Origin of the sequence: Kitasatospora sp. NPDC058032, from assembly GCF_042885845.1 — a bacterium.
Classification (GTDB): domain Bacteria; phylum Actinomycetota; class Actinomycetes; order Streptomycetales; family Streptomycetaceae; genus Kitasatospora.
On the sequence record NZ_JBHVRK010000017.1, the window covers coordinates 48,172 to 71,354 of the forward strand.

Sequence of the window (23,183 nt, forward strand, 5' to 3'; positions counted from 1 at the left end):
TCGGGGCGGTGGGCGTCGGGCCATCGGGCGGGGTCGCCGCACGGCCGGGCCACCGCGGGGGGAGGGGAGGCGAGGGCGCAGGGAGGGAGACGGGGAGCGGCTGCGGGGCGGCGCGGGGGACCGCGCCGCCCGGGGGTCAGCGGAGTTCGCGGACGGCCGCGGCGATGCCGACCGGGGTCGGAGTGGCGAAGAAGACGTCGAAGTCCAGCTCGACGCCGAGCAGGTCGCGGATCCTGGCGGTGATCTGGATGATCGTCAGGGAGTGCCCGCCGAGCTCGAAGAGGTCCTCCTCGGGCCCGAGGTCGGGCAGCCGCAGCACCTCGGACCAGATCCCGAGGACGGCGGTGAGCACCTCGTCCCGGTCCTGGGCGTCGGCCGGCGCGGCGGCGGCCTCGACCGGGGGGACGGGCAGCGCGCGCCGGTCCAGCTTGCCGTTGGGCGTCAGTGGCAGCCGGTCGAGCACCAGGAAGCGCTGCGGGACGGCGGCGCCGGGCAGCGAGCGCTGGAGGAAGGCCCGCAGCTCGGCGGGGGCGGGGGCGCTGCTCCCGGCGGCCGGGACGAGGTACCCGGCGACGAACGGCTCCTCGCCGTCCTCCTCCCGGTGCACCGCGGCGGCGGCCTCGGCGACCGCCGGGTGGGTCAGCAGCGCGGACTCGATCTCGCCGAGCTCGATCCGGTGGCCGCGGATCTTGACCTGGTCGTCGAGCCGGCCGAGGAACTCCAGTTCGCCCTCGGGGCTCCAGGCGACCAGGTCACCGGTGCGGTAGAGACGCTCGCCGGGCGCGCCGAACGGGTCGTCGACGAAGCGTTCGGCGGTCAGTTCGGGCCGGCCCAGGTAGCCCTCGGCGAGCCCGTCGCCGCCCAGGTACAGCTCGCCCGGCACCCCGATGGGCAGCGGGCGGCGCCGGGCGTCCAGGACGTAGGCGCGGGTGTTGGCGATCGGGCGGCCGATCCGGACGGCCTCCGGTGCGGCCGGGAGTTCGGCGCAGGTGGACCAGATGGTGGTCTCGGTCGGCCCGTAGACGTTGAGCAGCCGTTCGGTGCCGGCCCGCAGCTGGCGGGCCAGCGGCAGCGGCAGGGCCTCGCCGCCGACCAGGCCGGTCAGCCCGGCGGGCAGCGGCCCGGCGCCGAGCAGGACCCGCCAGCCCGAGGGGGTGGCCTGGACGTGGGTGACGCCCTCGCGCTCGACCAGGGCGAGCAGCCCCGGCCCGTCCACGGCCAGGCCGTCCGGGGCCAGCACCAGCCGTCCGCCGGTGGTCAGCGGCAGCAGCAGCTCGAGGGCGGAGATGTCGAAGGAGAGCGAGGTGAGGCCGAGCCAGACGTCCCGGGGGCCGGAGCCCAGCCGCTCGGCGAAGGCGGCGAGCAGGTTGACCAGCGCCCGGTGGCCGATCTCCACGCCCTTGGGGCGGCCGGTGGAGCCGGAGGTGTAGAGCACGTAGGCGAGCGGGCCGGGGGTGGCGCCGGCCGGCGCGGGCGTGTCGGCCGGTCCGGGCGTGTCCGCCGCCTCCGGGAAGCGGAGCACCGCCGGGGCGGCGGCGGCCACCTCGGGCGCCGGCTCGCGGTCGGCCAGCAGCAGGGCGGCGCCCGAGTCGGCGAGCACGAAGGCCAGCCGCTCGGCCGGGTAGCCGGGGTCCAGCGGCAGGTAGCCGGCGCCGACGGTGTGCACGGCGAGCAGGGCGGCCGGCAGGTCGGCGGTGCGGGCGAGGTGCAGGCCGACCAGGTCGCCCCGGCCGACGCCGGCCGCGGTGAGCGCGCCGGCCAGCCGCTCGGCGCGCCGCAGCAGCTCGCGGTAGGTCAGCCGCTGCTCGCCGGCGACCACGGCGAGGGCGTCCGGCGCGGCGGCGGCCTGCTCCCGGACCAGGTCGAGCACGGTGCGCGCGGCCGGGTGGGCGCGGGCGGTGTCGTTCCAGGCGGTGGTGACGAGGCGCTGCTCGGCCGCGTCGAGCAGCGGCAGCTCGCCCAGCGCCGTGCCGGGCTCGGCGGTGGCGGCGGCGAGCAGGGTGGCGAGGTGGCCGGCGATCCGCCGGGCGGCGGCCGGGGCGAGGACGGCCGGGTCGTACTGGAGGGAGAAGTCGATCGCGTCCGCGTCCTCGACGGCCTGCAGGTGCAGGGTGTTGCGGGAGGCGTGGTGGAAGACCGTCCAGTCGACGCGGGTGCTGCTGCCCGGGAAGTGCGGGGCGGCGGTGGTGCGGCGGCGGTAGCCGAAGGAGACCGGGGCGAGTCCGGCCCGCGGGGTGAGCCCGGGCACGGCGGTGCCGAACGGGACACCGCGGTGGGCCGCGACCAGCCGGACCTCGGCGCGCACGGCCCGGGCGTACTCGGCGAACGGGGTCCGCTCGTCGGCGCCGTCCGGTGCGTACACGGGCAGCTCGTTGACGAACAGGCCGATCGCCTCGTGCCGGCCGGGGCGGCGGGTGGAGAACGGGACGGCGACCGGTACGGCCTCGCCGCCGTAGCGGCGCAGCAGGCCGTGCAGGGCGGCGAGCAGGAACTCGAAGACGGTGACCCCGGCCTCCCGGGCGGTGTCCGTGAGGGCGTCCCGGCCCGGGCCGTCGAGCCGCCAGTCGACGGCCTCGCCGGGGCCGGCGTCGGTGGTGGCCCGAGGGCCGCCGGGCAGCACCGGGTCGGTGGCGGCGGCCCAGCGGGGGCCGTGGAACGCGGCGGCCGACGCGGCGAGGGCGGCGTCGGGCACCGGCGGGGCGTCGTCGGCGACGGCTCCGGCGGGCGCCGTGCCCGCGAGCGCGGCGGCGTACCCGGCGGCCAGGTCGGCGGCGAGCACGTCCTTGGAGTTCCCGTCGAAGACCGCGTGGTGGGCGACCACCAGCAGTTCGGCGCCGCCGTCCGGCCGCTGGTGCAGGGCGAACCGGGCGAGCGGTCCGGTGGCCAGGTCGAAGGGCAGGGCGAGTTCCTCGGCGAGCCGCTTGGCCAGTGCCTCGCCGCTGTCGGCGGCGGTGTCGAGGACGGTGAGCTCCGGCGTCCGGGCGGCGGGTATCAGGTGGACCACGCCGTCCCGCTCCACCAGGGCGGACCCGAGTGCCGGGTGCCGGGCGGCGGTCGCGGTGACGGCGCGGGCCAGGGCCTCGGTGTCGATCCGGTCGAAGGTGAGGCGCAGCGCGAGGTGGAAGACCTCGGGGACGTGGGTGAGTCTGCCGGTCAGCCAGATCCCGTGCTGGGCGGGGGAGGCGGGCCCGGCGGCGTCCGTGGTTCTCGCGGGTTCCCCGGCGGCGGTGGCGGGGTCGGGCCGGTTGGGGGACTCGGACATGCTGTGCTCGATTCGGGAGTCGGATACGGAGCTGCGGGGCACCCGTCCGAGCGGTGGCCGTGGCGGCGCGGACGCGGCACGGCGCGGTCGGACGGCGCGACTGCCGAAGGGCGGCCGGTCCGCCCCGCGGACCGGTCGGCAGGACGCCGGGGCCCGGCCGGACCCGACTCCCAGGATTTCCCCCCTGATGCGTCAGGCGGTTCGATCTTCTCCCCCGTTCGAAGATCATTGGCCTGGACCTGCCGAGAGATTTCCACAGACCCCATGCCTCGTCAAGGGTTGTCCACGACCTGGCCGGTGACTGCCGACGGTTCGTCAACTACCTTTTGTTTCCGGCATTCCCGGGAATTTGAAGGGGTGCTGTCAAATGGCTCGCGGAAGGTGCTCCGGCGGACGTGGCGGCGGGTGTCGCGGGGGGAGTCGCAGGGGGAGGCCGGCGTGGGGCAAGTTGTCTGTACAGCTCGGGGTTCACTGTCCGTCATTGGCGCGCCATCGAACCCGCCGCTCCCGTCCACCTGGGGCCCGTACACATAACGGGTCTGGACCAAAGCGTCCGACCGCCCCCGCTTTGTACAAGGAGCCACCCCCGATGAGTCCGAAGCCCGAACTGTCGCGCCGTACCCTGCTCGGCGGCGCGGCGGCGGCCGCCGTGCTGTCCGCCCTGCCGCTCAGCGTGCGCGAGGCGCTCGCCGCCCCGGCCCGCCCCGGCCGGCTGGCGGACATCCAGCACGTCGTGGTGTTCATGCAGGAGAACCGCGCCTTCGACCACTACTTCGGCACCCAGGCCGGCGTCCGCGGCTTCGGCGACCGCACGGCGGTGCGCGGCGTCAACGGGCGGTCGGTCTTCCACCAGCCCGACCCCGGCCGCAAGGAGGGCTACCTGCTGCCCTTCGCGATGAACGCCGCCCACACCAACGCCTACCAGCAGGGCGCCCCCGCGTTCGGCTTCGTCGACTCGATGAAGGCCTGGAACGACGGCCTCGCCGACGGCTCGGTCACCCGCCGCTCCGGCGGCTGGCTCGGCCAGGGCTACTACGAGAGCGCCGACATGCCCTTCTACCACGCGCTCGCCTCGGTGTTCACCACCTGTGACGCCTACTACGCGTCGGTGCAGTGCAACACCAACACCAACCGCGACCACTTCATGACGGGCACCAGCGGCGGCACCGTCCGGGACACCCCGGTCACCGACAACACCGAGATCCCCGGCGGCTACGAGTGGACCACCTACGCCGAGCGCCTGGAGAAGGCCGGCGTCAGCTGGCGGACCTACCAGGCGCTGGACAACTTCGACGACAACGCGCTCGCCTGGTTCACCCCCTTCGTCAAGGCCAAGCCCGGTGAGCCGCTCCACGAGCGCGGCATGCGCGCCGTCGGCGACCCGGCCAAGAAGAACGACCCCTTCGCGATGGGCGACGCCCTGGTCGAGGCCTTCGCCGCCGACGTCCAGGCCGACACCCTCCCGCAGGTCTCCTGGATCGTCGCCCCCGCCGCGCTCTCCGAGCACGCCAACTACGCCCCGCCGAACGGCGAGCACCTCACGGCCCGGCTGCTGGCGGCGCTCGCGGCCAAGCCCGAGGTGTGGCAGAAGACCGTCTTCATCCTCAACTACGACGAGCACGGCGGCTTCATGGACCACCAGCTGCCGCCCGTCCCGCCGCTGGCCACCGGCCGCGGCAAGTCCACCGTCCCGGTCGACGGCGAGGTCGTCGTCCGGGTGGGCAAGGGCGGCTCCAGCTACCACCGGGTGGTCGGCCAGGACGGCAGGTACCGGGTCAGGGCCGCCGACGGCTCGCTCACCTGGTCCGACACCCTGCCCGCCGGCGAGACCCTGGTCTCCGGCCCCTACCCGATGGGCCTGGGCGTGCGGGTGCCGATGGTCGTCGTCTCGCCGTGGACCCGCGGCGGCGTCGTCGACTCCACCGTCTACGACCACACCTCGGTGCTGCGCTTCCTGGAGCAGCGCTTCGGCGTCCAGGAGCCCAACATCAGCCCCTGGCGGCGCTCGGTCTGCGGCGACCTCACCAACGTCTTCGACTTCTCCGGCCGCGACCCGCGCTGGCCCGCGCTGCCGGACACCAGCGGCAACCGGCAGAAGGTGACCGACACCGGCAGGCTCCCCGCGCCGACCGTGCCCGACCCGCAGGTCTTCCCGCGGCAGGAGCGCGGCACCCGGGCCGCCCGCCCGGCCCCGTACGACCTGGTCGTCAAGCCGCGCCTCAAGGGCGACCAGCTGACGATCGACTTCATCAACCAGGGCAAGCAGGGCGCCGTCCTCGCGGTCTACCCGGAGCCCGGCACCCCGCCGCGCCACTACACCGTCGGCGCCAAGTCCCGGCTCTCCGACGTCTGGACGGTCGGCCAGGACGGCTACGACCTGCGGGTGCACGGCCCCAACGGCGCGCTCTGGCACCTGCGCGGCACCGTCGACGCGGCCTACGAGATCTCGCTCTCCGAGGAGCACGACGGCAAGGTGCTGGAGGTGGACGTGATCAACCGCTCGCGCACCGCGCAGACCTTCCTGGTCGGCGACCTCGCCTACGGCGACGGCCTGCGCGAGGTCCGGGTCGCGGCCGGCGACGACAGGACCGTCAACGTCAAGGTCGGCCCCGAGGGCTGGTACGACGTCGCCGTCGGCGTCCGCGGCGAACTGGGCTTCCGCCGCCGGATCGCCGGCCGCTTCCCCTGGGACGGCGAGCACCTGCTCACCGACCCGGCGATGGGCCTGGCCGACCCGCTGGCCGTGGACGTCGCCCTCAAGGCCGCCTCCACCACCATCGACGAGGCGATCCTGCTGCCCGGCCGCCCGGCCCGGGTCACCGCCCGCTTCACCGCCACCACCGCGCTGACCGCGCTGGAGGCGCAGCCGGTCGTCCCGGCCGGCTGGACGGTCGCCGCCGTCACCGCCGCGCCCGCCGCGCTCGCCGCCGGGGCCACCGCCACCGCCGAGTGGGACGTCACCCCGCCCGCCCAGCTCCCGGACGGCGCCACCCACCGCGTCCTGGTCACCGCCCGGGCGCAGGCCGGCGACCGCTTCGCCGTCGCCGACGGCGAGCTCGCCGCCCGCACCGCGCCGGTGATGGCCGGCCACCTGCTCGGCGAGGACTTCGAGTCGCTGGCCGGCGCGCTCCAGCCGGTCGGCGGCGTCCTCGGCTGGACGCCGCAGGCGCCGCAGGGCTGGTCGGTGGCCAACGCGCCGGGCATGCCGCAGGGCACCACCCGCCTCCAGGGCTGGACCTTCCACACCAAGCGCGAGTGGTCCAGCCCGGCCGGCCAGGACCGCGGCAACTTCACCCGGGGCCTGGGCATCCTGGCCGTCGCCGACCCGGACGACTGGGACGACACCGGCTCGCCGTCCAAGAAGGGCGTGTTCGACTCGACCCTGGTCTCGCCCGCCGTGCCCGTCCCGGACGGCGCCACCACCCTGTACCTGGGCTTCGACTCGCACTACCGGCAGGAGGCCCCGCAGAAGGCCGCGGTCACCGCGGTGTTCGACAACGGCACCGAGACCCGCCTGGTGTTCTACAGCTCCGACGCCACCGGCAACGACAACGCCGGCAAGGACGTCCAGAACACCTTCGTCGCCAAGCGGTTCGCCGTCCCGGCGGGCGCGCGCAGCGTGACGCTGAAGTTCCGGATGTACGACGCCGGGAACAACTGGTTCTGGGCCGTCGACCACATCCGCCTGGACGTCAAGCCGATCACCGGCTGACGACCCGCCATTCCGCCCGGCCCGTCCGCGCCCCCGTTCCCTGGGGGCGCGGACGGGCTTCCGGGCGTCCGACCCCTGGCAGATCAAGCGCGCCTCCCGGCGCGGCATATGCCGGAAACAAGTGTGTCGGCGCACTGTCAACGGGTGCGAATGCGACGTGCACGGCGGCGCACCGGACCGGAAAGTCACTGTCCGTGTCCATGTTCCCACCGGTAGGAATGGGAGCCGGCGCGGAGAGCCCGCGCCGTGGAGAGGAGCCGCTCCGTGTCCCGTCTTCGTGCCGCCGCCCTGGCCATCGGCTGCGCCGCCGCCGCGCTGACCCTGACCACGACCACCGCGACCCTCGCGCACGCCGCCCCCGGCGACACCCAGAACGTCTGCGCCAGCCAGCTCACCCCGACCGGCTGGGTCGACGTCCAGTGGTGGAACGACATCAGCTGCTCGTCGACCTTCAGCCCGAACAAGAAGCAGATCAAGCAGATCGCCGGTCTGCCGATCGGCACCACGCTCACCGTCTGTTCGTCGACCTACCAGCCGGCCGGCTGGGTGCAGCTCTCCTCGTTCTACAACAGCAGCTGCAACTACTCGGCCGTCCCGAGCCTCAACAACAACGCCTGGCAGATCAAGCGCGTCTCCTGACGCCCCGGTGACGCCCCGGGCACCCCGCGGGCAGCCGCCGACGGCCCACCGGTCCCGCACCGGTGGGCCGTCGGCGTGTCGCGGGCCGGACGGCGCCAGACTGGGCCCGGTCCCTGACCCGCCGTCCCTGACCCGCCGTCCCTGACCCGCCGTCCCCGACCCGTCCCGGAGGTCCGCCGTCATGCACTCGCCCCTGCTGCGCCTCACCGGCGCCGCCACCGCCGTCTACGGACTCGCCGTCGCCCGCCGGCCCGCACTGCTCGCCCGCCCCTCCGGCCTCACCGCCCCCGACGGCTCGGTGCCCGCCCCGGTCGCCGCCTGCCTGCGCCCGCTCGCCCTGCGCGACGCCGCCTGCGGCCTCGCCATGGCCCTCGCCCCGAACGACGCCGCGCTGCGCACCGCCACCGCCGTCCGGATCGCCTCCGACCTCGGCGACGCCGCGCTGCTCGCCACCGCCCTTCCCGCCCGGCGGCACCGGGTGATGGCGGTCGTCGTCTCGGTCGGCTGGGGCGCGCTCTCGGTGGCCGGGCTCCTGGCGCGGCCCCGCAATCTCTCCACCCGTCAAGTCTCTTGACCGTCGAGAGATATGATCCGGGCTGTCCGCCACCCCGCCCCAGCCCGGAGGGCGCCCCGCCATGCCCGCTGACCGTCCCGCCTCCGCCGCTCCACCGGCCTCCCCGGCGGATTCGTCCGCCTCATCCGCCGCACCCGCTTCGTCCGCCCGGCGGCGCCGCGCCCGGCTGCTCGTCCCGCTCGCGCTGCTGGTCGTCTGGCTCGGCCTCGGCGGCGCCTTCGGCTCCTACGCGGGCCGGCTCGGCGAGGTCGCCACCAATGACCGGGCCGCCTTCCTGCCGCGCAGCGCCGAGTCCACCGAGGCCGCCCGGCTCGGCGCGGACTTCCGGGCCGAGAACGCCCTGCCGGTGATCGTCGTCTGGGAGAGCCGCACCGGCCCCGTCGACGACACCCGGCGCGCCGCCGCCGAACAGGCCCTGCACGCCGCCGCCGCGCTGCCCGGCGCCACCGGACGCGTCTCGCCCGCCCTCCCCGCCGCCGACGGCCACGCCCTGCAGGGCGTCGTCCAACTGCGCGCCGACCTCGGCCGGGAGACCGGCGACACCGTGCGCGCGGTCCGCGCCCTCGCCGAACGCGTCCCCGACAGCACCGTCGGCCTCGCCGGACCCGCCGCGATCCTCGCGGACCTCGGCGGCGCCTTCGCCGGCATCGACGGCCTGCTGCTCGGCGTGGCGCTCGGTGTCGTCCTGCTGATCCTGCTCGCCGTCTACCGCGCCGTGCTGCTGCCCCTGCTGGTGATCCTCGGCGCCGTCTTCGCCCTCGGCATCGCCTGCGCCCTGGTCTACCTGCTCGCCGACCACGGCCTGGTCACCGTCGACGGCCAGGTCCAGGGCCTGCTGTCGATCCTCGTCATCGGCGCCGCCACCGACTACGGCCTGCTGCTCTGCGCCCGCTTCCGGGAGGAACTGCACCTGCACGGCGACCGGTTCGCCGCGATGCGCACCGCCTGGCGGCGGTCCGTCGAGCCGATCACCGCCTCCGGCGCGACCGTCGCGCTCGGCCTGCTCGTCCTGCTGCTCTCCGACCTCACCAACAACCGGGCGCTCGGCCCGGTCGGCGCCATCGGCATCGGCTGCGCGGTGCTCTCCGCGCTCACCTTCCTGCCCGCCGCCCTGGTGCTGGCCGGCCGCGCCGCCTACTGGCCGGCCCGGCCCACCGCCGACGGCCGGGCCCCGGTGCACGCCGTCTGGGGCCGGGCCGCGGCGCTGGTCGCCCGCCGCCCGCGCGCCCTGTGGGCGGCGAGCCTGGCCGTGCTGGCGGCGCTGGCCGCGCTCGCGCCCACCCTGGACGCCGGTGGCGTGCCGCAGAGCGAACTGTTCGTCAAGGCCCAGCCCTCGGCGGCCGGCCAGCGGATGCTCTCCGCGCACTTCCCCGGCGGCAGCGGCAACCCCGCGGTGGTGATCGCCGCCGCCGACCGCTCCGAGGCCGTGACCGCGGCGGTCGCCGCCGTCCCCGGGGTGGCCGGCGTGCGCGCCACCACCGCCGGGGCACCGGGCGGCGCGCCGCTGGTCGTCGACGGCCGGGTCCGGCTGGAGGCGACGCTCACCGACCCGGCCGACAGCGACGAGGCGATCGCCACCGTCCACCGGCTGCGGCAGGCCGTGCACGCCGTCCCGGACGCGGACGCGCTGGTCGGCGGCTACACCGCCCAGCAGGAGGACACCCGAACCACCGCCGCGCGCGACCGCACCCTGATCACACCGGTGGTGCTGCTGTGCGTGCTCGCCGTGCTCGTCCTGCTGCTGCGCTCGCTGCTCGCACCGGTGCTGCTGGCCGCCACCGTCGCGCTCTCCTACCTGGCGACGCTCGGCGTGAGCGCGGTGGTCTTCCCGCACGTCTTCGGGTTCTCCGCCGTCGACCCGTCCGTGCCGCTGTACGGGTACGTGTTCCTGGTCGCGCTCGGGGTCGACTACAACATCTTCCTGATGACCCGGGTGCGCGAGGAGGCCTTGCGCTCCGGCACCCGGGAGGGGGTGCTGCGCGGGCTCACCGCCACCGGCGGGGTGATCACCTCGGCGGGCGTGGTGCTGGCCGCGACCTTCGCCGCGCTGGGCGTGATCCCGCTGGCCTTCCTCGCCCAGATCGCCTTCATCGTGGCGTTCGGGGTGCTGCTGGACACCCTGCTGGTGCGCTCACTGCTGGTGCCCGCCCTGGTGCGGGACCTCGGCGACCGGGTCTGGTGGCCGGCCCGGACCGGGCGGGCGGTCCCGCGGTCGGTTCCCGCGGCGCCGGAGCCCTCGGGTGAACGGGTCGGCCCGGGGGTGTGAGCGCGGGCGGTGGGCAGTCGGCGGCGGGCGGCGGACGGCACCGTTAGGCTGAACGGGTTAGCCCGACGTCGCACGCAACCGGAGAACACGCCTTGGCGGAACAGGCGGAACAGGCGGAGCAGGGGGAACCGCGGGGCTCCGGTACGCCGGAACTCGGCCGTCTGCTGCAGGACCTCGCCTCCGAGATGAACCTGCTCGGCCACGGCTTCGCCGCCGCGAGCGGTCTGCACACCACCGACGTCCAGGCGCTGCTCGCGATCATGCGCGCCGGTCCGACGCCGCACGGCGCCCAGGACGGCCCCGCCGACCCGCCCCCGGGGATCACCCCCGGGCGGCTCGGCGAGGAGCTCGGCCTCTCCTCGGGCGCGGTCACCGCGGTGCTGGACCGCCTGGAGCGTGCCGGGCACGTCCGCCGTACCCGGGACGCGGCCGACCGGCGGCTGGTCCTGGTGCACTACCTCCCCGGCGCCGGCCGGATGGCGGCCGAGTGGTTCGCGCCGGTCGCCCGCCGCACCGAGGCGGTCCGCGCCGAGTTCACGCCCGGCGAACTCGCCGCCGTGGCCCGCTTCCTGGACCGGATGACCGGCGAGCTGGAGGACCTGCGCCACTCACGCTGAGCCGGCCGCCGGCCCGCCGCCCGGATCGCGCGGCGCTCCGCCGCCCGGTCCGCGCGCCGCCTGCTCGGTGATCCGCCGGGCCATCCCGCCGAACACCAGGGCGTGGAACGGCGCCACCGCCCACCAGTAGGCGTGCCCGGCCAGCCCGCGCGGGTGGAACAGCGCCCGCTGCCGGTAGCGGCTGCCGCCAGTGCCGTCCGGGGCGACCGTGAGTTCCAGCCAGGCCGGGCCGGGCAGCCGCATCTCCGCGCGCAGCCGCAGCAGCCGCCCCGGTTCGATCTCCTCCACCCGCCAGAAGTCCAGCGACTCGCCGACCCGCAGCCGCGCCGGGTCCCGCCGCCCCCGGCGCAGCCCCACACCGCCGACCAGCCGGTCGACCCAGCCGCGCACGGCCCAGCCGAGCGGGAAGGAGTACCAGCCGTTCTCGCCGCCGATCCCCTCCACCACCCGCCACAGCGCCCTCGGATCGGCGTCCACCCGCAGCTCCCGGACGTCCTGGTAGAGACTGCCGCCGGCCCAGTCCGGGTCGGTGGGCAGCGGGTCGCTCGGGGCGCCGGGAAGCGAGGCGGAGGACCACCGGGTGGCGACGTCGGCGTCCCGGATCCTCCGCAGCGCGAGCCCCACCGCCGAGTCGAAGCCGATGCCGCCGCCCGGGGGCTCCGGCAGGTACCGGTCGAGGTCGTGCTCGCCGCGCACCACCTCGTACCGCAGCGACTCCACCAGCGGACGGGCGAGCGACCCCGGCACCGGCGTCACCAGGCCGACCCAGAGGCTGGAGAGCCGAGGGGTCAGGACCGGGACGGCGAGGATCAGCCGGCGCGGCAACCCGGCCACCGCCGCGTAGCGCTCCATCATCCGCCGGTACGTCAGCACCTCCGGTCCGCCGATGTCGAAGGCGCGGTTCACCTCGGGCGGCAGGCCGGCGGCCCCGACCAGCAGCCGCAGCACGTCCCGCACGGCGATCGGCTGGATCCGGGTGTCCACCCAGCGCGGGGTCACCATCACCGGCAGGCGCTCGGTGAGGTACCGGAGCATCTCGAAGGAGGCCGATCCCGAACCGATGATCACTGCGGCCCGCAGCTCGGCGGTCGGCACGCCGCTGTCCCGCAGCACCCGGCCGACCTCGACCCGTGAGCGCAGGTGCGGGGAGAGCCGCCCGGTCGGAACCCCGGCGGGGGCGAGTCCGCCCAGGTAGACGATCCGGCGCACCCCGGCCCGGGCCGCCGCCCGTCCGAACGCCGCGGCGGCGGCCCGGTCGGTGGCCTCGAACCCGGCTCCGGTCCCGAGGGCGTGCACCAGGTAGTAGGCGACGTCGATCCCGGCGAAGGCGCCGTCCAGGCTCTCCGGGCGGGTGACGTCCCCGGCGGCGGCCTCCACCCGCTCGCGCCACGGGTGGTCCCGCAGCCGGTCCGGATCCCGGACCAGGCACCGGACGCCGTGTCCGGCCGCCAGCAGCTCCGGCACCAGCCGGCCGCCGATGTAGCCGGTGGCCCCGGTGACCAGGCAGCGCAGTGGGCGAGCGGGGTCGGGGTCGGGGTCGGCGGCAGCGGGCACGGTGGCTCCCGGGCGGTGGGTGGTGGATGGCGGGGTCGGTGGTCGGTGTTCGGCGGTCGCCACGATGATCTCCGCGCCGGGCCGTACTCGCACCCGCACCGTCGGCCGCCGCCGTCCTGGCCCCGCACGTCAGCCGGTGGTCGCCAGTGCTCCGGCGCAGGCCGCCGACGCCGCCGCCGCGCCGGAGGGTACGATCGGCGCCGACCGTGCCGCACCTGAACGACGACGTAATCCGGTGAGCCGATGACCACAGTCAACGCCAAGGGGATCACCCTGGGCATCGAGTCGTTCGGTGACGACGACGCGCCCCTCGTCCTGCTCGCGGGCGGGACGACGATGCTCTCCTGGCCCGACGCGCTCTGCGAACGGCTCGCCGCCGGCGGGCGCCGCGTGGTGCGCTACGACCTGCGCGACAGCGGGGAGTCGACGGCGGCGGATCCGCAGGCGCCCGCCTACACCCTGCGCGACCTCGCCGCGGACGCGGCGGCCCTCGTCGACGTGCTCGGTGGGGGACCCGCGCACCTCGCGGGCATCGGCGTCGGCGGGATGGTCGCCCAGGTGGCCGTGCTCGACCACCCGGGCGCGTTCTCGGCGCTCACCCTGGTCGGTACCCGGCCGGTCGCCCCGGGCCCGGTCGACGACGACCTCCCCGACCACGACCCGGCGACGATGAGCCGGCTGTTCGCGCGCCCGATGCCCGACTGGGCCGACCGCGAGGCGGTTGCCGCGTTTGCCGCCGCAGGCGCGGAGATCCGCGGCGACGACCCCGCCGCCGCCCGCGCCGTCGCCGCGCGCGTCTGGGACCGTACGCCCGGCACGACGCCCCCGGTCCAACTGGCCAACCAGCTGGGCCTGGTGTTCTCCGGGCTCGACTGCGCGCCCCGCTGGCGCGAGCGCCTGCGGGAGATCGCGGCCCCCGCCCTCGTCGTCCACGGCCGCCGCGACCCGTTCTTCCCCGTCGGCAACGGCGAAGCACTCGCCCGCGAGATCCCCGGGGCACGGCTGCTCGTCCTCGACGAGGCCGCCACCGCGATCCCCGGCACGGCGGTCGGCGAGGTCGCCGCGGCGATGCTCGCGCTCCGGTAGCGGACGGGCGGCCCCGGCGGGTGACCGGGAGGGCCGGCAAGCAGGTCGGCAGGCCGGTGCAGCCCGGTGTCGCCCGTCCGGCGTAGTGGCGCCGTCCCGGGTGGCGGGGCGCGGGCGGGGCGGCCCGGTGCGGTCCGGGTCTGAACGGCGTAGGGCGGGGAGGTCCTTGGTCCCGTCGATTCAGCCCCTTGGCCCCTGGCGGATCGCCCGGTCGGGGGAGATGCTCGCTGGTACAGCCGATCGGACGACAGGGGTCTGTCCGGTCGGACCGCGCCTTCGGACGAGGTGAACCGGCGTGCGGCATGCCACCGTCGAATCAGTCATGACCAGTCCCGTGGTCCAGGTCGCTCCCCAGACCGGCTTCCGGGAGATCGTCGCGCTACTGGCCGAGTACGACATCACCGGGGTGCCGGTGGTGGACGGCGACGGCCGGCCGCTCGGCATAGTCTCGGAGGCGGACCTGCTGCTCACCCTGGCGGCCCAGGAGGACCCGGGGAGCCACATGCCGCCGCCGGACCTCCCCCGGACCGGTCCGGGCGGCGCGGTCACCGCCGCCGATCTGATGACCGGCCCGGCGATCTGCACCACCCCGGAGGCCAGTGTGGTCGCGGCGGCCCGGCTGATGAGCCGGCACGGCCTGAAGCGGCTGCCGGTGCTGGACCAGGACGGCCGGGTGTTCGCCATGGTCAGCCGGGGCGACCTGTTGCGGGTCTTCCTGCGCGAGGACCGGGTGATCCGCCGGGAGATCGTGGAGGAGGTGCTCGGCCGGATCGAGGGCGTGAGCCCCGCCGAGGTGGGCGTCGAGGTCGACCAGGGGCGGGTGGTGCTCAGCGGTACGGTGCCCGAGCCGCATCTCGTCCCGATCGTGCTGAACCTCTGCCGCTCGGTCGACGGCGTGGTGTCGGTGACCGACCGGCTGAGCGCCGACATCTTCGGCGGCGTGGGCCCGGACGGCGGCTCCCCGGTCGCGTCAGACGACGGAATCGGTGGAATCGGTGGAATCGGTGGGTCGGGGGGCGTGGGCGGTGATGGCGCGCGCGGGAGCGACGCGCCTGCATCCATAGCCTGAATCCGCACGCCCGCGCACCGGGCCCGCCTCCGCGTCGTTCGACCGGACGCCCGGCTGGACCCGGAGCGTCCGGTTCGAATATCGCGCTGCGCACCGGGTATCTCACTCGGCGTGTGCGGCGGTAGCGGGCCGCCGCGCCGCCGGTTACCGGGGAGGCAGCCGTGGCCGTCGTGTTCGACGCGGACTTCACATCGACCAGCCAGTGGGTCGCGGGGCGCAGTAGCGCCTATCCCCGGATGGGGCCGACCAACCGGGGCGACCACAAACTCGACTTCCTCAGCCGCGCCTACTGCCCCGACGGGCTGTTCACCGCCACCCGGCGGCACGGCGGGGACCTGTGGACGTGCAACCTGCTCACCACCGAGGGCAGCCCGGACGGCTTCCAGCTCCGCACCGGCGACACCCTGAGCGCACAGGTCACCCTGCCCGTCGCGCTGGGCGCCTGGCCGGCGATCTGGACGTGGCGGGACGGCGGCAACGAGATCGACGTGTTCGAGTACCACCCCGACAACCCGGACCTGCTGGAGATCTCCAACCACGTCCGGGGCGGCTACCGGTACTGGCACGGGGCCGACGCCGGCATAGCCCCCGGGGCCACCTTCGGCCTGCGGGCCGTCTTCGGCGCGTACTCGGTGGACTGGTTCGTCGACGACACCCTCATCCACGCCGACCGCCGTGGTGTCGGCTCCGACTGGCACGCCTACCTGATCGTCAACCTCTCGGTCGCGGACGGCACGTACCACGCCCGCCCGCCGGCCTACGGGCCGGACCGGTTCGGCTGGACCTGCCACAGCCTGTGGGTGGAGCGCGGCGGCCCGGGTGCGGGCGCGGGAACGCCGGGGCGGACGTGACCGGCGGGTCGTGCCGTGGTGGTCGGTGCTCGGGTGGTCGGTGCCGTGGTGGTCGGTGCTGGGGTGGTCGGTGCTCGGGCGGTCAGTGCTCGGGCGGGAACATCGCCGTGATCAGGCCGCGCGGGCCCGAGCGCTGGAACCAGACCACCCGCCGGTACGGGCCGATGTGCGCGGGATACGTCACGTAGAGGTCGTTGCGCGGCGCGGACTCGTTGCCGGGCGCGAGCGCCGCGTCCACCGCGTTGGCGGCGATGGCCCGCAGCAGCGCGTGCGCGGTCGTCGCCGCGGCGTCGGGCGAGATGGCCAGCGCGGTGAGCTCGAACCAGAGCACCGTGGAGACGTAGCCGATGGAGGAGTGGCCGAGGGCGGGGTGGGGGCGGTGGTCCTGGTAGCGGAGCAGCACCCCGGCCGCGACGAGGCGCTCACGGTCGTCGGCCGGCGGGTGGTGGTTCATGGGGCGAACGCTACCCGGCCCGGTGCGGGCGGGCCCGGGCCCGGGCCCGCAGGATTCCCGGATCGCCGGGCGGGTGCCGACGCATGCTCGTCGGCTCTCCGCGCGCCGTGGCCTCCGCCCCCGTCCCCGGGTCGCCGCCCCCGTTCTTCACGCCGCTCCGACGGGCGCGGGCGCACGATGGTGGTGAGGCGCCGATCGCCCCGGTGCGGGCCGGCCGTCACGGCCGCCACCCGCCCGGCCGGGGTGGTGAGGAGGTCGTGATGAGGTACTGGAACGGCCATGGCTACGGCCATGGGTTCGGCGGCTGGGGCCTGGGTCTGATGGCGCTGGGGCTGCTGCTGGTGGTGCTGGCGCTGGTGGCCGTCGCGGTGGTCCTGGTCCGGCAGTCGCGGGCGCCCGGGCCGCCGTCCAAGGGCGCGTGGGCCGCGAGCCCGCCGGGGTCACCCGGTCCGTCGGGCGGGGCGCCGCCGGTGCCGTTGCCCGAGCAGGTCCTCGCGGAGCGGTTCGCGCGCGGTGAGATCGACGCCGAGGAGTACCGGCACCGTCTGGACGTGCTCCGTTCCACGGGCGGCGGACCGGCGCCCGGTGCGCCGCCGCCTGTTCCGCCCGCCCCGCCCGGCCCGCCTCCGCCGCCGCGTCCGCCCGAAGGGCCGGGCGGCTGACGCGGCGGGGCCCGCCGCGCACCTGCGCGACGGGCCCCGCCGACCGCTCGGATCGTCCGGCTGCTCGATCGGTTCGACCTGCGTGATCTACTCGACGACGAGCTCGACCGGGATGTTGCCGCGGGTGGCGCGGGAGTACGGGCACACCTCGTGGGCCTTCTTGACCAGCAGCTCGCCGGTCTCACCCGCCAGCGCCTCCGGCAGCTCGACCCGCAGCACCACCGAGAGGCCGAAGCCCTCGCCGTCGCGGCCGATGGACACCTCGGCGGTCACCGAGATGTCACCGGTGTCCACCTTCGACTGCCGGCCGACCAGGCTCAGCGCGCTGGCGAAGCAGGCGGAGTAGCCGGCCGCGAACAACTGCTCCGGGTTGGTGCCCTGACCGCTGCCGCCGAGGCCGGGCGGCATGGCCAGAGCGAGGTCGAGCTGCCCGTCGGAGCTGACGGCGCGGCCCTCCCGGCCGTTGGCGGTGGCCACTGCGGTGTAGAGCGCGTCCATGTCCGTTCCCTTCCGTCCTGCGTTCGAAGTCTCGGTCCGGCACGGCCCGGGCGGGCCGCCTGCCGGAGACAAGTAGAGCACGCAATTAAATTGCGCACAACTTAATCGCGCATGGGTCCTCGCTACCATGGACCCATGACCGAGCCGACCGCGCTGTCCGACCTGCCTGACGTGCCCGACCTCTCCGACCTGCCCGACGACGCCGATCTGCTCCGGCTGGACCGGCAGATCTGCTTCTCGCTGAACGCCGCCTCCCGCGCCTTCGGGGGCGTCTACCGGGTGCTGCTCAAGGACCTCGGCCTGACCTACCCGCAGTACCTGGTCATGCTCGTCCTCTGGGAGGACGGCGACCTGCCGGTCAAGCGGATCGGCGAGCGCCTGCGGCTCGACTCCGGCACCCTGTCCCCGCTGCTCAAGCGGCTGGAGGCGGCAGGCCTGGTGCGCCGCGAGCGCAGCCCCGAGGACGAACGCTCGGTCACCGTCCGCCTCACCGACGAGGGCTCGGCCCTGCGGGAGCGCGCCGGTCTGGTGCCCCGCCGTCTGCTTGCCGCCACCGGCCTGCCCGTCGAGGAACTCGCCGCCCTGCGGGCCCTGCTGGACCGGCTCACCCTCGCCCTCGACACCGCTGTCCCGGGGCTCGCCGCCGAGCACTGAGCCCTGCGGCCGGGCTCAGCTCCCGGCGGCTTGCCAAGGGTCGAAGGGGCTGTCGGCCCCCGGGCCGCTCTGCCGGGCGGTGCGCAGGACGGCGTCCGGTCCGAGCGCCAGGACGACGCGGTGGCCGACGGCGTCGAGCGCCACGGTCGGCGCGCCGACGATCAGCCGGCCGAGGTCGGACCACGCCGCGGCGGAGCCCCGGTTGGCGGCCGACTGCGAGGCCAGGCTGATCCCACCGGCGCCGTTGCGGATGGCCACGGTCGTCCGGCCGTCGGTGCCGGTCACCGCGGCGACACCTTCCAGACCGGCCGGGCCGCCCAGCGACTCGGGTGTGGTGGTCCAGGAGCCGTTCGGCCGCACGTAGCGGGTGACGACCTGTCCGGTGCCGGCCTGGTGGAAGAAGAGCCCCAGCCTGCCGTCCGCGGTGCGGCTCGCGGTGAGCGGTCCCGCCGGGGGCGGGCCGAGGAAGGCGGCGTCCCGGACGAGCGGGCCGCCGGGCGCCGACTGCCGCCAGTGCCCGATCCCGTCCCTGGTCGGCGCGAACAGCTCGACCCGGCCGTCGGCGGCGAGGGTGGCGGCCAGGCCGTCCCGCACCTGGGTGCCGCCGAGGTCGGTCCAGTCCGCGGGCCAGCCGCCGTCGGGCAGTTGGCCGAGCGCGCTGACGCCGCCGCCCGTGTTGCGGACGAAGACGGTCAGCCGCCCGTCACCGCCGAGGACGGGGACGGGGCTGCCGATGAACCCCGGGGTGACGGGGTCGGGGTTGCCGAGCACGGTCCAGTCGCCCCAGCTGCCCGGGGCGGTCTGGGCGACGGTGACGATCCGGTCGTCGTCGAGCCGGACCCCGAACAGGTGGATCAGCCCGGCGGTGTCCCGCACCACGCCGAGCGCGGCCGCGAGGCCCTCCCCGCCGGGCACGGGCACCGGTCCGCTCCATGCGCCGCCCGCTTCGGACTCGCGCCAGGACTGCACCCGGTTGTCGAGCACGGCGAAGGCGTTCAGCGCGCCGGTGCCGTCCTGCGCCGCCCATGCGGTGCCGTTCGACCAGCGCGGATACTGCCGGGACGGGAAGTCCGCGTAGAAATTCGCCTCGTCCGGATTCGCCTCGGGGTCGTACGCGCCGGAATATCCGCTGTAGGTTCCGGGGCGTTTCGGTCCCAGATAGGCGAGAAAGGTCTTCCTTTTCTCCTTCGTGGAACTGGCGGGAAGGTTCGGCGGCTCCATGCGCACGTTGTAGTCGCGGTAGTTCCGGAGAATCACCCGGCCGCTTCCGTCCGGTCCGTGATAATCGAGCGCGGCCTTTCCGGCGAATCGCGCGGTGGCGATGTGGTCGGCGTGGTCGGCGGGATTGAGCGGATCGCGGCTGTAGCCGTACGGCACGCGCGGGTCCTGGGCGCGCAGCACGGTCGGGCGGAACCGTTCCATCAGCTCGGTCAGCGTGGCCACGAGCTCGTCGTGGGTGTAGTCCTGGTGCGCGTACGCGGGGTCGCACTCCCCGTCGGCGGGCAGGCTGCCGAGCGTGGACTGGTGGGAGGGTCCGCCCGAGCCCTCGGTGAAGAGGGTGTCGAGGGTGGCCCGGTTGTGGCCGTCGGGGTAGTTCCAGTCGCCGCCCTCGTGCAGCCTGAGGAAGACCAGCTTGATCTGCGGCGCCTGGTCCAGGGTGTCGACCTGGACGGTCTTCCCGCCGGCCAGCCGTAGTGCGGTGGTGCTCCAGGTCGGCTCGGCCACCCCGGCCAGCCGGGCGTGCGCGGCCCTGGCGCCGGAGTTCCGGCTCTCGGAGTAGGCGCACGGGCTGCCGAGCGAGGTGCCCGGTGTCTCGCCGCCGGTCAGGTAGACGGTGACCGACGGCGCCGCGTACTGCCGGTTCAGGTCCGGGTTCATGAAGAGGATGTCGTCGTCCTGGTGCGCGACGATCTGCAGGAACGATTCGTCGCCCGATGCGGCGGGTGCGACGGCCGTGGTTGCCGACTCGGTGAGGTCCTTCGGGGTGGCGCCGATCGGCGCCTGGGGCGCGCTCAGGGCTGCCACGAGCAGCGTGCCCACAACCTTCGGAAATCGCATCGAGCCCCCGCTCTCCTCGCCCCCGAGCAGGAGATCGGTGGTGTCGCCCGGTCGGTCCGGAACGGACTATCCCCAAGGCGATCGGCCGACGTCAAATCCCGGTCGGCGAACCCCGCCGATCGTCGGGGGTGCGGGCCGGACTCCTCGTGATGAATCCCACAAAGAACGGATGAAATTGATCACTGCTCGCATAGCGCTCTGTACCGCTACAAACCGGACAATGGGCGGGCGGGGCATGGCGGAGGAAATCCGGGCGGGGTCGATTTCGGGTGACCGGAGGCTGCCGTGGGCGGTCCGGGGGCGGCGGGCACGCCGACGCCCGGCCGGGATCGTCCCGGCCGGGCGCGCGAATGTCGGATCCGGCGGCCGTCAGCCGTTGGTCCGCTCGTTCAGGCAGAGGATGTTGCCCTCGCTGTCCTTGAACCAGGCGGCGCGCATGCCCTCGGCCTCCGCGACGCCGTTGACGGTCTTCAGCCCGGGTATGTCGTAGTCCTCGAATTCGACGCCCCTGCCGCGCAGCGCGGCCATCTCCGCGTCCAGATCGGGAACCTTGAAACTGGCCAGGGTGTGGGCGGCCTGGCCGCCGCTGGGTGTCTCGTAGATGCCGAACTCGGTGCCGCCGCATTCGAAGGTCAGGTCGCCCTCCGGACCGGCATCAGTGAGTTTGAGGCCGAGAGTGTCGGTGTAGTAGGCCTTCGCCCGGGCCAGGTCGACGGCAGGGATGATCGCCACCAGGGGTGCGTCTCCAAGCATGTTGATCGCCTCCTCCCTCCAGCGTAGGTACGCGGCACCGGCCTCGGCCACGCAGGGCGACTGCCGGACGCCGGGCATGGCCCGGCGTGTTCGACGGACGACGGGGCGTCACACCGGGGCGAGGCGCCACAGCGATGTCACCTCGGCGGCGCGGGCGGCACGGAGCGGATCGATGCTCCGGACACCGGTGCGTCGGGTGGCCCCGGTCGCGCGCGGGTGCCGGGGGCGGATGTCGCGGCGGCCGACGACGCGCAGACCGGCGGCGGCGAAAGCCGCGTGAAGGTCGGCGCGCGACCGCAGACCGAGGTGCTCGGCGAGGTCGGAGAGGATCAGCCAGCCTTCGCCGCCGCGCGCGAGCCGCTGTGCCAGCCCGCCGAGGAAGCCGTGCAGCATTCGGCCGCCGGAGTCGTAGACGCCCTGCTCCAGAACGGAGGTGGGCTCGGCCGGCAGCCACGGTGGATTGCAGACCACCAGACCGGCCCGCCCGTCGCCGGGCGGGTAGAGGTCGGTCCCGGCCGCTCGGATGCGGTGGGCCAGGCCCAGGCGGCGCGCGTTGTCGCGGGCGCAGAGCAGGGCTCGCGGATTCACGTCGGTGACCAGCACCCGTCCGGCCCCGCGTCGCGCCAGGACGGCGGCCAGTACTCCGGTCCCGGTGCCGAGGTCGAACACGGTCCCGCCGGCGAGCACGGCGGCGGGCATCGGCGCCCGGGCCACCAGATCGACGTACTCGCCGCGGACCGGGGAGAACACGCCGTAGCACGGATGGACACGTGCGCCGAGCGCGGGCACATACACGCCCCGCTGGTGCCACTGCCACGCGCCGAGGACGCCGAGCAGTTCCCGGAGCGCGACCAGTCGCGGCCCGTCCGACGGTCCGTACGCCTCGCGGCAGGCCTGCCGGACGTCGGGTGCGCGAGGCAGCAGGAGGGCGTGGTCGGCCTCCAACCGCACCACGAGGCGGCCGAGCAGGCCCGCGGTCCGGGCGCGCTCGCGCCGCTGTTCCCGGAACGCCTCGCCCGGGGTGGTCGAGTCGGCCGTTCGAGGCGGGCGTTCCTCGCGTTCGGCTCGGCGGGCGAGCGCGGCGAGCAGTTGGCGGGCGCCGTGGTAGTCGCCTTGCCAGAGCACAGCGGCACCTTGGGAGACCAGCCGGTGGGCGGTGTCGGCGCGCAGGCGGTCGTCGGCGAGGACGACGCGGCCTGGCGGCGGCGCGTTGGTCTCGCTGTGCCAGCGGGCGGTCAGGGAATCAGCAGGAGTGAGGGCGGTGACGGTCGTGGTGACGTCGGTGCGGGTGGTTGCGGGCACCGGGACTCCTCGTGGTCGAACGTGCGAACGGACACGAAGGACACGCCGACGAGGAGGGGAACAACGGTGGGTCAGACGAGACGTGGCTCCCCGGTCGACGTGCGGACCGACGAGTCGCCGAGCACCAGGCCCGGTACGGCGCAGCCTGCCATGAGCAGCCCCTTCCCTGGGATCACCTTCTTGGGATCACGGTCACGGTGTCACGTGCTGTGGTCGTCCCGCAACCGGCTTTTGCCCGATGGCGGTCCGTCACCAGGCGTGCGGGATGCGCTCCAGGACACCGCCCGCGAAGACGTCGTACAGCGGCAGGGTCTCCAGGTGGACGTAGCCGATGTGGCAGTCGCAGACCGGCAGCGGGCAGGCGCGCGGGGCGAGGCGGGCGCGGTAGGAGCCGTCGTAGAGGTTGCCCAGCTCCTCGCGGACGAAGTGGCAGCGGCGGACGGTGCCGTCGCCGTCGACCGAGAGCACCGACTCGCCGGTGCGGCAGGGGAGGCCGGCGCTGGGGTGGGCGTGGCGGCTGAAGCCGAAGTGCGGGTCGAGCGCGGTCCAGTCGGCCGCCTCTTCGTCGGTGTAGGTGCACCCCTCGGCGGCGTTGATCCAGAGGTAGACGGCGGGGGACAGCTCGGCGCGCAGCCGCCGGGCCGCCGCCAGGTGCTCCGGCTGCCCGACCACCCCGATGCTGTACCGCGCGCCCAGGGCGTCGAGTTCGCGGCACTTGGCGAGGAAGCGGTCGTGGTCGACCTGGCCGGGGTGGTAGGTGACCCAGAGCGCGAGGGTGTCGAGGTCGGCCTCGGCCAGCCAGCCGGTGCGGCAGCTGAGGTTGGTCTGGACGGCGACCCGCCGGACGTGCGGCAGGTGGCTCAGCTCCACCATGGCGCGGCGGTACCAGGACCGCACCAGCGCCTCGCCCCAGGGGGTGAACAGCACCGAGACGGTGTCGCCGGTGCCGGCGCGGCCGGCCACCCAGTCGGCGAACCGCTCCAACGCGGCACGGTCGGCGCGCAGTTGCCCGGGCGTGTCGCGTCGCTTGGCGAACGGGCAGTACGGGCAGTCGTAGTCGCAGGAGGCCAGCGGGCCCCGGTAGAGGATGCCGAGGTCGACGGGCCGATCGGGAGCGGCGTCGGTGGAGGCCGGGCCGACGGCGGGCGGACCGGCGGTGGGCATGCCGAGGA

At 75.1% G+C, this 23,183-nt stretch carries 18 protein-coding genes; 10 read left to right on the plus strand and 8 right to left on the minus strand.

Features of this window, described 5'->3' with window-relative positions; all coding sequences use genetic code 11:
* Positions 1 to 136 precede the first annotated feature (136 nt).
* Positions 137 to 3,262, minus strand: a complete 3,126-nt coding sequence (locus ACFVUH_RS25345) for an amino acid adenylation domain-containing protein (protein WP_387915485.1) — start codon at positions 3,260 to 3,262, stop codon at positions 137 to 139.
* A gap of 589 nt (positions 3,263 to 3,851) precedes the next feature.
* On the opposite strand from ACFVUH_RS25345, the gene ACFVUH_RS25350 reads away from it, so the two are divergent.
* The 5 genes from ACFVUH_RS25350 to ACFVUH_RS25370 all read left to right on the plus strand — a co-directional run bounded on the left by ACFVUH_RS25350 (position 3,852) and on the right by ACFVUH_RS25370 (position 11,070).
* Positions 3,852 to 6,974 (plus strand): phosphocholine-specific phospholipase C, encoded by a 3,123-nt coding sequence (locus ACFVUH_RS25350; RefSeq protein WP_387915486.1) that lies wholly within the window; start codon positions 3,852 to 3,854, stop codon positions 6,972 to 6,974.
* A 264-nt stretch (positions 6,975 to 7,238) separates the two neighbouring features.
* Positions 7,239 to 7,613 (plus strand): hypothetical protein, encoded by a 375-nt coding sequence (locus ACFVUH_RS25355; protein WP_355359033.1) that lies wholly within the window; start codon positions 7,239 to 7,241, stop codon positions 7,611 to 7,613.
* A 181-nt stretch (positions 7,614 to 7,794) separates the two neighbouring features.
* The gene (locus ACFVUH_RS25360) at positions 7,795 to 8,187 is read left to right on the plus strand and encodes a hypothetical protein (protein ID WP_387915487.1); all 393 of its coding nucleotides are present in this window, start codon (positions 7,795 to 7,797) and stop codon (positions 8,185 to 8,187) included.
* A 61-nt stretch (positions 8,188 to 8,248) separates the two neighbouring features.
* On the plus strand, positions 8,249 to 10,453 hold the full coding sequence (locus ACFVUH_RS25365; RefSeq protein ID WP_387915488.1) for an MMPL family transporter: 2,205 nt from the start codon (positions 8,249 to 8,251) through the stop codon (positions 10,451 to 10,453).
* A gap of 92 nt (positions 10,454 to 10,545) precedes the next feature.
* Positions 10,546 to 11,070 carry a MarR family winged helix-turn-helix transcriptional regulator gene (locus ACFVUH_RS25370; protein WP_387915489.1) on the plus strand — a complete coding sequence of 175 codons (525 nt, stop codon included), beginning with the start codon at positions 10,546 to 10,548 and terminating at the stop codon, positions 11,068 to 11,070.
* Here the strand turns inward: ACFVUH_RS25370 and ACFVUH_RS25375 are convergent.
* Positions 11,062 to 12,624 (minus strand): SDR family oxidoreductase, encoded by a 1,563-nt coding sequence (locus ACFVUH_RS25375; RefSeq protein WP_387915490.1) that lies wholly within the window; start codon positions 12,622 to 12,624, stop codon positions 11,062 to 11,064. The genes ACFVUH_RS25370 and ACFVUH_RS25375 overlap by 9 nt on opposite strands.
* A 243-nt stretch (positions 12,625 to 12,867) precedes the next feature.
* Between ACFVUH_RS25375 and ACFVUH_RS25380 the strand changes: the two genes are divergently transcribed.
* The 3 genes from ACFVUH_RS25380 to ACFVUH_RS25390 all read left to right on the plus strand — a co-directional run bounded on the left by ACFVUH_RS25380 (position 12,868) and on the right by ACFVUH_RS25390 (position 15,630).
* The gene (locus ACFVUH_RS25380) at positions 12,868 to 13,710 is read left to right on the plus strand and encodes an alpha/beta fold hydrolase (protein WP_387915491.1); all 843 of its coding nucleotides are present in this window, start codon (positions 12,868 to 12,870) and stop codon (positions 13,708 to 13,710) included.
* Between the two features lie 322 nt (positions 13,711 to 14,032).
* Positions 14,033 to 14,779, plus strand: coding sequence for a CBS domain-containing protein (locus tag ACFVUH_RS25385; RefSeq protein ID WP_387915492.1), 747 nt, complete (start codon positions 14,033 to 14,035; stop codon positions 14,777 to 14,779).
* A gap of 161 nt (positions 14,780 to 14,940) precedes the next feature.
* Positions 14,941 to 15,630 (plus strand): beta-glucanase, encoded by a 690-nt coding sequence (locus tag ACFVUH_RS25390; RefSeq protein ID WP_387915493.1) that lies wholly within the window; start codon positions 14,941 to 14,943, stop codon positions 15,628 to 15,630.
* Between the two features lie 82 nt (positions 15,631 to 15,712).
* Here the strand turns inward: ACFVUH_RS25390 and ACFVUH_RS25395 are convergent, their stop codons facing one another.
* Positions 15,713 to 16,084, minus strand: coding sequence for a hypothetical protein (locus tag ACFVUH_RS25395; protein ID WP_355359055.1), 372 nt, complete (start codon positions 16,082 to 16,084; stop codon positions 15,713 to 15,715).
* Between the two features lie 260 nt (positions 16,085 to 16,344).
* Here ACFVUH_RS25395 and ACFVUH_RS25400 point away from each other — a divergent pair, with 260 nt between their 5' ends.
* Entirely contained in the window at positions 16,345 to 16,746 is a 402-nt protein-coding gene (locus ACFVUH_RS25400) for an SHOCT domain-containing protein (RefSeq protein ID WP_387915494.1), read from the plus strand.
* Between the two features lie 87 nt (positions 16,747 to 16,833).
* Here the strand turns inward: ACFVUH_RS25400 and ACFVUH_RS25405 are convergent, their stop codons facing one another.
* On the minus strand, positions 16,834 to 17,244 hold the full coding sequence (locus tag ACFVUH_RS25405) for an organic hydroperoxide resistance protein (protein ID WP_355359061.1): 411 nt from the start codon (positions 17,242 to 17,244) through the stop codon (positions 16,834 to 16,836).
* Between the two features lie 135 nt (positions 17,245 to 17,379).
* Between ACFVUH_RS25405 and ACFVUH_RS25410 the strand changes: the two genes are divergently transcribed.
* Positions 17,380 to 17,898 (plus strand): MarR family transcriptional regulator, encoded by a 519-nt coding sequence (locus ACFVUH_RS25410; protein ID WP_355359064.1) that lies wholly within the window; start codon positions 17,380 to 17,382, stop codon positions 17,896 to 17,898.
* A 15-nt stretch (positions 17,899 to 17,913) separates the two neighbouring features.
* Here the strand turns inward: ACFVUH_RS25410 and ACFVUH_RS25415 are convergent, their stop codons facing one another.
* From ACFVUH_RS25415 to ACFVUH_RS25430, 4 genes are all read right to left on the minus strand, one after another.
* Positions 17,914 to 19,956 carry a PIG-L family deacetylase gene (locus ACFVUH_RS25415; RefSeq protein ID WP_387915495.1) on the minus strand — a complete coding sequence of 681 codons (2,043 nt, stop codon included), beginning with the start codon at positions 19,954 to 19,956 and terminating at the stop codon, positions 17,914 to 17,916.
* Between the two features lie 369 nt (positions 19,957 to 20,325).
* Positions 20,326 to 20,709, minus strand: coding sequence for a VOC family protein (locus tag ACFVUH_RS25420; protein ID WP_355359070.1), 384 nt, complete (start codon positions 20,707 to 20,709; stop codon positions 20,326 to 20,328).
* 108 nt (positions 20,710 to 20,817) lie between these two features.
* Positions 20,818 to 21,948 (minus strand): methyltransferase, encoded by a 1,131-nt coding sequence (locus tag ACFVUH_RS25425; RefSeq protein ID WP_387915577.1) that lies wholly within the window; start codon positions 21,946 to 21,948, stop codon positions 20,818 to 20,820.
* 312 nt (positions 21,949 to 22,260) lie between these two features.
* Positions 22,261 to 23,175, minus strand: coding sequence for an STM4011 family radical SAM protein (locus tag ACFVUH_RS25430; protein WP_387915496.1), 915 nt, complete (start codon positions 23,173 to 23,175; stop codon positions 22,261 to 22,263).
* Positions 23,176 to 23,183 lie beyond the last annotated feature (8 nt).

Bases quoted from the DNA above. Each gene is read 5' to 3' on its own strand.
- ACFVUH_RS25350 (WP_387915486.1), top strand. From the start codon at position 3,852: ATGAGTCCGAAGCCCGAACTGTCGCGCCGTACCCTGCTCGGCGGCGCG.
- ACFVUH_RS25400 (WP_387915494.1), top strand. From the start codon at position 16,345: ATGAGGTACTGGAACGGCCATGGCTACGGCCATGGGTTCGGCGGCTGG.
- ACFVUH_RS25405 (WP_355359061.1), bottom strand. From the start codon at position 17,244: ATGGACGCGCTCTACACCGCAGTGGCCACCGCCAACGGCCGGGAGGGC.
- ACFVUH_RS25430 (WP_387915496.1), bottom strand. From the start codon at position 23,175: ATGCCCACCGCCGGTCCGCCCGCCGTCGGCCCGGCCTCCACCGACGCC.
- ACFVUH_RS25420 (WP_355359070.1), bottom strand. From the start codon at position 20,709: ATGCTTGGAGACGCACCCCTGGTGGCGATCATCCCTGCCGTCGACCTG.
- ACFVUH_RS25410 (WP_355359064.1), top strand. From the start codon at position 17,380: ATGACCGAGCCGACCGCGCTGTCCGACCTGCCTGACGTGCCCGACCTC.
- ACFVUH_RS25385 (WP_387915492.1), top strand. From the start codon at position 14,033: ATGACCAGTCCCGTGGTCCAGGTCGCTCCCCAGACCGGCTTCCGGGAG.
- ACFVUH_RS25345 (WP_387915485.1), bottom strand. From the start codon at position 3,262: ATGTCCGAGTCCCCCAACCGGCCCGACCCCGCCACCGCCGCCGGGGAA.
- ACFVUH_RS25365 (WP_387915488.1), top strand. From the start codon at position 8,249: ATGCCCGCTGACCGTCCCGCCTCCGCCGCTCCACCGGCCTCCCCGGCG.
- ACFVUH_RS25415 (WP_387915495.1), bottom strand. From the start codon at position 19,956: ATGCGATTTCCGAAGGTTGTGGGCACGCTGCTCGTGGCAGCCCTGAGC.
- ACFVUH_RS25360 (WP_387915487.1), top strand. From the start codon at position 7,795: ATGCACTCGCCCCTGCTGCGCCTCACCGGCGCCGCCACCGCCGTCTAC.
- ACFVUH_RS25395 (WP_355359055.1), bottom strand. From the start codon at position 16,084: ATGAACCACCACCCGCCGGCCGACGACCGTGAGCGCCTCGTCGCGGCC.
- ACFVUH_RS25380 (WP_387915491.1), top strand. From the start codon at position 12,868: ATGACCACAGTCAACGCCAAGGGGATCACCCTGGGCATCGAGTCGTTC.